Source organism: Mycoplana sp. BE70, assembly GCF_031455855.1.
GTDB lineage: Bacteria > Pseudomonadota > Alphaproteobacteria > Rhizobiales > Rhizobiaceae > Mycoplana.
Window position 1 is genome coordinate 1 of record NZ_JAVDTM010000028.1, and the last position, 1,159, is coordinate 1,159.

1 protein-coding gene is annotated in these 1,159 nt (G+C 66.4%); it reads right to left on the reverse strand.

Annotation, left to right across the window (positions count from 1 at the left end; translation table 11 throughout):
* Positions 1-1,159, reverse strand: a 1,159-nt coding sequence (locus J2Y48_RS25295; RefSeq protein WP_310424399.1) for a putative Ig domain-containing protein, incomplete at both ends; no start/stop codon positions are given.

A 1,159-nucleotide genomic window follows, 5' to 3' on the forward strand; every position in this document is an offset into this window, starting at 1 on the left:
ATATCGGCAAACGTGTCGGCCGGCACCTGGAAGGTGAACGCTGCATCCTCGTCCGTCGACTGGTCGTCAATCGGGTTTGCCACCGTCGGGTCGTCGTTGGTGTTGGCGACCGTCAGGGTGAACTCATCGGAGACGGTACCGCCCTTGCCGTCGTCCGCGGTGACCTTCACCATGATCGAACCGACGTCGGCGTTTTCCGGCGTGCCGGAGAAGGTGCCGGTCGCCGGATCGAAGCTCAGCCAGCCCGGCAGCGGATCGCCGTTCGCAAGCGTCGCCGTCAGCGTCAGAGTGTCACCGTCGACGTCGTCGAACGTGTTGGCCGGAACCGTAAAGTCGATCGCGGTGTCCTCATTGACCGCCTGGTCAGCGATTGGGTTTTCCACCGTCGGCGCGTCGTTGTTGACGACCGTCAGGGTGAACTCGGCGGTTACCGTGCCGCCATTGCCGTCGTTCGCTGTGACCTTAACGGTGATCGGGCCGACGTCGGCGTTTTCCGCTGTGCCGGAGAACGTGCCGGTCGCCGGATCGAACCTCAGCCAGCCCGGCAGGGGGTCGCCGTTCGCAAGCGAAGCCGACAGCGTCAGTTCGTCACCGTCGACGTCGGCGAACGTGTTGGCCGGCACCGCGAAGCTGAACGGCACATCCTCGTTGGTCGTCCGGTCGGTAATCGGCGTCGCCACCGTCGGCGCGTCGTTGCTGCCGGTGACGGTGACGGTGATCGTCTTCGTCGTGCCGTCGATGGAGGCGACTTCCAGCGTCTCGTCGACGGTCTCGCCGTCCGTCAGCGCCTGGGCGCGGGCGTCGAGCGTGTAGGTCCATGCCCCCGTCGCCTCGTTGAAGGTGAAGCTGCCGTAGGTACCGACAAGCGCCGAAGCATCAGCAGCCTGGAAGCCGGTCTCGCCGGTATCGGCATCGGTGACCGTGAGCGTGCCGCCCGTCGTGGCGGCCGTGTCCTCGGTGACCGAACCCGTCAGGGCGCCGGTGATCACCGCCGCGTCGTTGGTGCCGGTGACGGTCACGGTGATCGTCTTCGTCGTGCCGTCGATGGAGGCGACTTCAAGCGCCTCGTCGACGCTCTGGTCTTCCTTCAGCGCCTGGGCGCGGCCGTCGAGCGTGTAGGTCCATGCCCCCGTCGCCGCGTCGAAGGTGAAGCTGCCGT